At 60.5% G+C, this 6,495-nt stretch carries 8 protein-coding genes; all 8 read right to left on the bottom strand.

Annotated features, from left to right (window positions below; all coding sequences use genetic code 11):
• The coding region (locus VL202_RS02690; RefSeq protein WP_325462639.1) for a flagellar biosynthetic protein FliR at positions 1–536 on the bottom strand (536 nt) is incomplete at its 3' end.
• A complete protein-coding gene (gene flhA, locus VL202_RS02685; RefSeq protein WP_325462638.1) occupies positions 533–2,620 on the bottom strand; it encodes a flagellar biosynthesis protein FlhA in 2,088 nt (695 codons plus the stop codon). The genes VL202_RS02690 and flhA, both read right to left, overlap by 4 nt.
• A gap of 167 nt (positions 2,621–2,787) precedes the next feature.
• Positions 2,788–3,054: a flagellar biosynthesis protein FliQ gene (gene fliQ, locus VL202_RS02680; protein ID WP_056329526.1), complete on the bottom strand. Its 267-nt coding sequence runs from the start codon at positions 3,052–3,054 to the stop codon at positions 2,788–2,790.
• Between the two features lie 6 nt (positions 3,055–3,060).
• Positions 3,061–3,471 carry a flagellar hook assembly protein FlgD gene (gene flgD, locus VL202_RS02675; RefSeq protein ID WP_056329528.1) on the bottom strand — a complete coding sequence of 137 codons (411 nt, stop codon included), beginning with the start codon at positions 3,469–3,471 and terminating at the stop codon, positions 3,061–3,063.
• Positions 3,462–3,911 (bottom strand): flagellar biosynthesis repressor FlbT, encoded by a 450-nt coding sequence (gene flbT, locus VL202_RS02670; RefSeq protein ID WP_056329531.1) that lies wholly within the window; start codon positions 3,909–3,911, stop codon positions 3,462–3,464. Before flbT ends, flgD begins: the two co-directional genes overlap by 10 nt.
• Positions 3,908–4,255 carry a flagellar biosynthesis regulator FlaF gene (gene flaF, locus VL202_RS02665; protein WP_018324193.1) on the bottom strand — a complete coding sequence of 116 codons (348 nt, stop codon included), beginning with the start codon at positions 4,253–4,255 and terminating at the stop codon, positions 3,908–3,910. Before flaF ends, flbT begins: the two co-directional genes overlap by 4 nt.
• 37 nt (positions 4,256–4,292) lie before the next feature.
• The gene (locus VL202_RS02660) at positions 4,293–5,366 is read right to left on the bottom strand and encodes a flagellar hook-associated family protein (protein WP_325462637.1); all 1,074 of its coding nucleotides are present in this window, start codon (positions 5,364–5,366) and stop codon (positions 4,293–4,295) included.
• A gap of 3 nt (positions 5,367–5,369) precedes the next feature.
• A partial coding sequence (gene flgK, locus VL202_RS02655) for a flagellar hook-associated protein FlgK (protein WP_325462636.1) occupies positions 5,370–6,495 on the bottom strand: 1,126 nt, incomplete at its 5' end.

Genomic DNA, 6,495 nt, shown 5'->3' with positions numbered 1-6,495 from the left:
AAGGTCGTTTCCAGCGAATTCGTCAGGGTGATCAGCACGCCCTGCGGATCGAAGCCGACGCCGAGCGGCATAACCTTGTAGGAATCGACGAGGCTCGACAGGATCACATGGTGGAAGTCGAGCATGAAAAGGACCATCAGCCCGGCAAAGCTGATCAGGTTGGTCAGCTGGTTCTCGGCCGTGTCTTCCAGCACGTCGGCGGTTGGCGGCGCGTTGAAGCCCATCATCATGGTGATGATCGTTCCGGCGAACTGCAGGCCGAGCACATAATAGCGCGCGATCAGCCCGATTACCCCGCCGATGACCGTTTCGGTGGCGACGATATAGATATAGGTGTGGCCCTTGCCGGATATCTGCGGATAGATCTCGTTCCACATGATCGGCAGGATGGCCATGGAGACCGCCACGGCGACGAAGAGACGAATCTGCACGGACACGCGCGCCGTCGAAAATCCCGGCATGACCATGATGCAGGCACCGATCCGGCAGAATGCGGCAAACAATGCCAGCACAGTGCCTTCCGGATCGGTGATCATGAAATGGCGCCGATGATCTTTATCTCGAGGCCCTTGGCAAGCTCGACATGGCTGAGAACCGGCAATGTGGCAAACAGGCGCTCGATGATCATGCGCACATAAGAGCGGGATTCGGGCGAACTTACCAGCACGAACGGCATGCCGCGGTCGAGATGTTCACGGATAACCTTGGTCGCCTGCTCGCTGAATTCCTCCAGATGACGGGGATCGATGTCGAACTCGACGACTTCGCCCTTGGCGTCGCGCTTCAGCGCCTGGTGGAAAACCATGTCCCACTTGTTGCCCAGGCGAAGCACCCGCAGCGTGCCGTTGTCGGCAAGATCGCCGCAGAGCTGCTGCGACATGCGTACGCGCACATGCTCGACGATCTGCTCGGTCTTGCGGACATGCGGCGCGAGTTCCGCGACGGCTTCGAGGATCAGGTGCAGGTTGCGGATCGAGACGCGCTCGGCAAGGAGCAGCTTCAGCACGGCCTGCAGGCCCGAATAGGACATATGCGAGGTGCAGATTTCGTCCGCCAGCTTGCGGTATTCGGGATCGAGACGCTCGATCAGGATCTTCACATCCTTGTAGGACAGAAGCTGCGGCAGGTTGTTGCGGATCACCTCGGAAAGATGCGTCAGCACCACCGAGACATTGTCGATCGGATGGAAGCCTTCGCGCTTCAGGTCTTCGGTGAAGGTTTCGAGGATCGAGACGGCCGGCATGCCGAAGGCGGGTTCGCGGATATCGTCGCCCGGAACGCTCGGCTTGCGGCCGCCGCCGGTGACCACGATGACCTCGCCGACCCGCACCGTGTTGGAGGCGATCGTCGTGCCGTGGACGCGGATATGATAGGCCTTGTCGGGAATGCCGATATCGTCCGTCACCTTGATCTCTGGCACGATCAGGCCGTACTGGCCGGCAAACTTGCGACGCATCTTGCCGACGCGGAAGGCCAGTTCCTGATGGGCGCCGAGAAGGCGGGTGGAGACCTGCTTGCCGAGCAGCAGCTCGATTTCGGCCGTCTTCAAAACGGACTTGACCGAATCCTTCTCGCTGTCGGTCTTCTGTTGCGCCACATGCTGGTCCTGCTCGCGCTTCAGCTTGTTGGCCGCTTCGAGCTTGCGCGGGATCACCCAGCCGAGAAAGGCCATGCCGCCGCCGAGAACGGCGAAGGGGAAGAATGGCAGGCCCGGCATCAGCGCCAGCATGAGAATCAGGCCGGCAGCCACCAGAAGCGCGCGCGGATAGGCGCCCAACTGGCTGACGACCGCCTGGTCCGTCGAGCCGGAAGTGCCGCCGCGCGACACCAGCAGGCCGGCACCGAGCGAAACGATCAGGGCCGGGATCTGCGACACGAGCCCGTCGCCGACCGACAGCTTGACGAAGACATCCGCTGCCTCGCCGATCGACATGCCATGACGGACATAGCCGATGATGATGCCGCCGAAGATGTTGATCGCGGTGATCAGCAGGCCGGCAATGGCATCGCCGCGCACGAATTTCGAGGCACCGTCCATCGAGCCGAAGAAGGAGCTTTCCTCCTCGAGCTCGCGCCGCCGGTGCTGCGCTTCCTTCTCGTCGATCATGCCGGCCGAAAGGTCGGCGTCGATCGACATCTGCTTGCCGGGGATCGCGTCCAGGGTGAAGCGGGCGCCGACCTCGGCGATACGCGTCGCGCCTTTGGTGATGACGATGAAATTGACAGTGATCAGGATGAGAAAGACGATCAGGCCGATGACGAAATCGCCGCCCATGACCAGTTCGGCAAATCCGGCGATCACCCCGCCCGCCGCATCATGGCCCTGGTGGCCGTGCGAAAGGATGACGCGCGTCGTCGCGATATTGAGCGCCAGGCGCGTCATCGTCGAGATCAGAAGAATGACGGGGAAGGACGAGAAATCGAGCGGCCGCTGGATCCACAGGGCCACCATCAGGATCAGCACGGAGAATGCGATGGAAAAGGCAAGGCCGATGTCGATCAGAAAGGGGGGAATCGGCAGAAAGAGGATCGACAGGATCATCACGACGCCGAGCGCGAAGCCAATATCGCGGCCCTTGGGCGAGGCCTTCGGAATGATCAGTGCAGCGGTCTGTGCCATCGGAATGTCCGTCTCTTCATGAGAGGCGGGCAGCATTCATACCTGCTGCCCAAACTAGGGGCAGGCCTAGCGCACCAAGCTTGCGCGAAGGTGGCATCCTGGCGGAGAAAGGATGGCAGGGCTTTTTGATAGGACAGCCGCCGGCGTCTCCATGACGCACGCAGCCGTCAGAAGCCGCTCTGGATGCGGGAAAAGACGATGTCGGTAAAAATCGAAATCTGCGCGCCGACGAAGGAGGCCGAAAGGGCGATCGTCACCAGCACGGCAAGGATCTTCGGCACGAAGGTCAGGGTCATTTCCTGAACCTGGGTCAGCGCCTGGATCAGCGCAATGAGCACGCCGACGACCATTGCGGCGATAACGGCAGGCCCCGACGCGACGACAACCGTCCAGATCGCCGCCTGCACGATATCCAGGGCATCCGCCTCATTCATAAGCGATCACTTTATGGTGACACCCGGTCCCACGACAAGCTCCTTGCCGCTATCAAGCACCGCGATGATTCCATCCGAATATAGCTTCACTTCCTTGACCACGCCAGTCGTCTTGCCATCGGCGCTCGTTACGGTCTTGCCGATGACGGCATTGGCTTCGCTGAGCGACGTGCGCTGCAGGAGGCTTTCCAGGTTGGTGTTGGTCTTGATCGTCTGCTCGACCTGCGAGAAGGTCGCGAGCTGGGCGATCTGCTGGGTCGAATCCATCGGCTCGGTCGGATCCTGGTTCTTCATCTGGGCGACCAGCAGCTTCAGGAAGCTGTCATAGTTGAGATCGGCCGAAGCCTTGTCCGTGCCCGACTGGGCAGCGTTGGTCGTTGGAATGTATCCCGTCGAATTGACGCCACTTACCGCCATGGTGCGATCTCCTTGCGAATCTGCTCGATCGTTGCCGGGGTGATTTCCTGGCTGTTCAGGATGCGGTCCTCGATGGGATAGAGGCCGCGGATCGCCTTCAGGGCATCGAAGGCGCGGCCCTGGGTCACCATGCCGTCGATGCGGCGCAGTTCCGAGATGACCTCTTCGTTCTTGAAGCAATTGAGAAGCATGACAACCGACTTGCGGAACATGTTGGTCGATTGCTCGGCGCCTTCCGGGTTGATCAGGATCATCTGGGCGATGAAGTAGAGCTGCTTCAGCGGCGTCGTGGCTTCTTCGGGCTGCAGGACATGGTTTTCGAGCAGGAAGGTGACGTCGTTCAGGAACTCCACGGCCACTTTGCGATCGACACGCAGCACTGCCCCGTTGACAAAGATCCGTTCGCCCGACTTCAGCGAGATACGCAGTGTGCTTTTCATTTTAGTCCATCCCTGATGATGGTTGTGATGTCGATAATGCCCTGGAAGTTCGAGGATTCGCGTTTGCGAATCTTTTCCGTCTCGCCCAGAATCCAGATGGCTATGGAGATAAGGTTGGCGCGCAATTCGTCGTTCAGCTGGTTGTCCGATGCGCGCAGGTCCTCGATGAACCGGATCCAGACCCGTCGCGTATAGTAGATTGCCTCGATGGCCTCGCGGGAATAGCCCTTCTGCTGCTTTGCGGCTGCCAGGAGCGCAATGGAGCGGTCGAGCACCTGCCGTTCCCGATCCTTGGAGTCGGCAACGCCATCCTCCATGATCTCGGCGTATGAAAACTGATACATTCAGACATCCTTCATGTTTGTCCTGGTCCTCACCGCATCAGAGGAAATTTATCAAACTCAACTGCTGAAGCCGCGAGGTCAGCGTGTAGGAGGTTTCGAGCTGCGTCTGCAGGGTCTTCAGTTGAACCGAAGCGGCGAAGGCGTCGATCCCTTCGAGATCCAACTGATGCGCCTTCATGATCTTGGTCTGGGCCTCGATCGAGGTATTGGCCTTCTTGACGCGCTCCTGGGAAAGACCGAGCGAGCTTTGCGAGCCGATCAGCCCCGTCACCGCCTCGCCCATGTAGCCGACCGCCCTTTCCGTGACGACGGCACGCACGGAATCGCTGAGACTGACGCTCAGAAGCTCCGCGGAAATCACGCTTGCCAGGGCAAATTTCCGCATGCCTTCGGTATTGGCATTGGTCGAACTCTGGATGACTTCGTTGGCGCTGATGCGGCTCGTCATGTTCTGGCTCGAGGCGCTCGACCAGTCCGACCAGCTGGAGCCGGGAACCGATGGATCCTCAAACATCGGCGCGAGCGTGTTCTCGATGAAATCCGTCATCTGCGCTTCGGTGAACTGGGCCACCGAGGTCAAGGGCGGCACCTGCGCCGGCTGTGCCGCGATGAACGTGCCAAGGGCAGCGTCATAGGAGGCCTTGGCCGGGGACGTCGGCGTGTAGGCGACAAAGGGCTCGACATCGGTGTTGATGCCGGAGAACAGATATTCGCCGTTCAGCGAGGTATTGGCAGCCGAGGTAAAGGCCGTGATCGAAGCCTTCGTCTGGTCCTGGGCGATCTTCAGCAGATCGCAGGTATTGTTGTCACGGAAGGCAAGCAAAGAGGTCAGAGACTTCTGGGCGGCATCCTGCATCGCCTTCAGGGCTTCCTGGGATCCCGAAAGCCTCTGGTTGACGATGGAATTGGTGTCCTTCAGCGTCGCCAGCCGGTCGATCTGGGAAGTGATGTTGACGGAGCGGGAGGTCGAGGAACCGAGGGCCAGGCCATAATCGGCATGAACGCCGGTCGCCACTTCGTCATTCAGTTTCATCATTTCGAGCTGACCACGCTGGATGGTCAGGCGCATGGCGTTCTGGATCGCCAGGTTGGAAACGAAGGACGTTTTCATGATTTACCTCACAGCTGCAAGAAGGGCGGCCATCATGGCGTCCACCGTACTGACAAGTTTGGCCGAAGCCTTGTAGGATTGTTCGAGGTCGAGCAGCTGCGACAATTCCTCGTCGAGACTGACGCCGGTGACATTGCCCAGGGCTTCCCCGGTGCGCGACAGCAAGGCAGTCTTGTTGTCGCTGGCGGTCGATGCCGTGCTTCTCTGCTCTTCCAGCCAGCCGATCGAGGACGAGGCAAAATCAAGGATGCTGCTCGTGCCGTCGAGCTCGGTGCCGGGATCGAAGGCGATCGGGTTGCCGAGCGCCGTTACGAAACCGTCGAGAAGGGCGGTATAGCCGGAGCTGTCGTCCGTGTTCGATTTATAGGCCGGGCCGTTGAAGCCGCCGTCGCGCACGAGCGTCGGATTGCCGGCCGCCAGCGGATTGACCGCGAGCGAGGCGGCCATGCCGGGAACGATGGTCCCTGCCGCCGGAACAGTGGTGCCCGACCAGACGAAGAGCCCGGGCCGTGCTCCGGTGGCCGGCGTGGTATCTTCTTGGAACAGGGTCACCAGGCCACGGGCGATTTCGTCGAGCTGCTCCTGGAATTTCGGCGCGGTGGTATCACGCAACTGAAGCAGGCTCGAAAGCTTACCTTCGCCGGACGTGTTGGCGCCGGTGCCGGGCTTCAGCGGTACGCCATCGACATAGATCGCATTACCGGCAGTGGTGGCGCCGAAGCCGGGGGTCGCCGTAAACGTGACGCTGCGCGCGGTGTTTTCGAACAGGACCGTGCCATCAGACGTATAGATGACGGTGTCGTTGTTGGCGCGGGTCACCGTGGAAATGCCGACGATGTCGGAAATCTGGCGCAAAAGCTTGTCACGCTGGTCGAGCGCATCGCTTGCATCCGTGCCGCTGGCCGTGGCGCTCTGGACCGCGGCATTGGCATTTTCGAAATCGGCCAGGAGGCTGTTCAGCGTCTTGACCGAGGCGTCGATTTCCTTATCGGCCTGATAGCGCACGTCCTGGACAGAAGCCGATGTCTTGCTCAACGACTTTGCGAGATCCGCCGCGCTCGATACGGTCGTGGCCGCAATGGACGTATTGCCGGGCGTCGAGGCGAATGTCTGGAGGCTGTCGCGAAAC

Origin of the sequence: Pararhizobium sp. (assembly GCF_035497515.1) — a bacterium.
Lineage (GTDB): Bacteria > Pseudomonadota > Alphaproteobacteria > Rhizobiales > Rhizobiaceae > Pararhizobium.
This window is presented reverse-complemented; position numbering and strand designations above follow the sequence as displayed.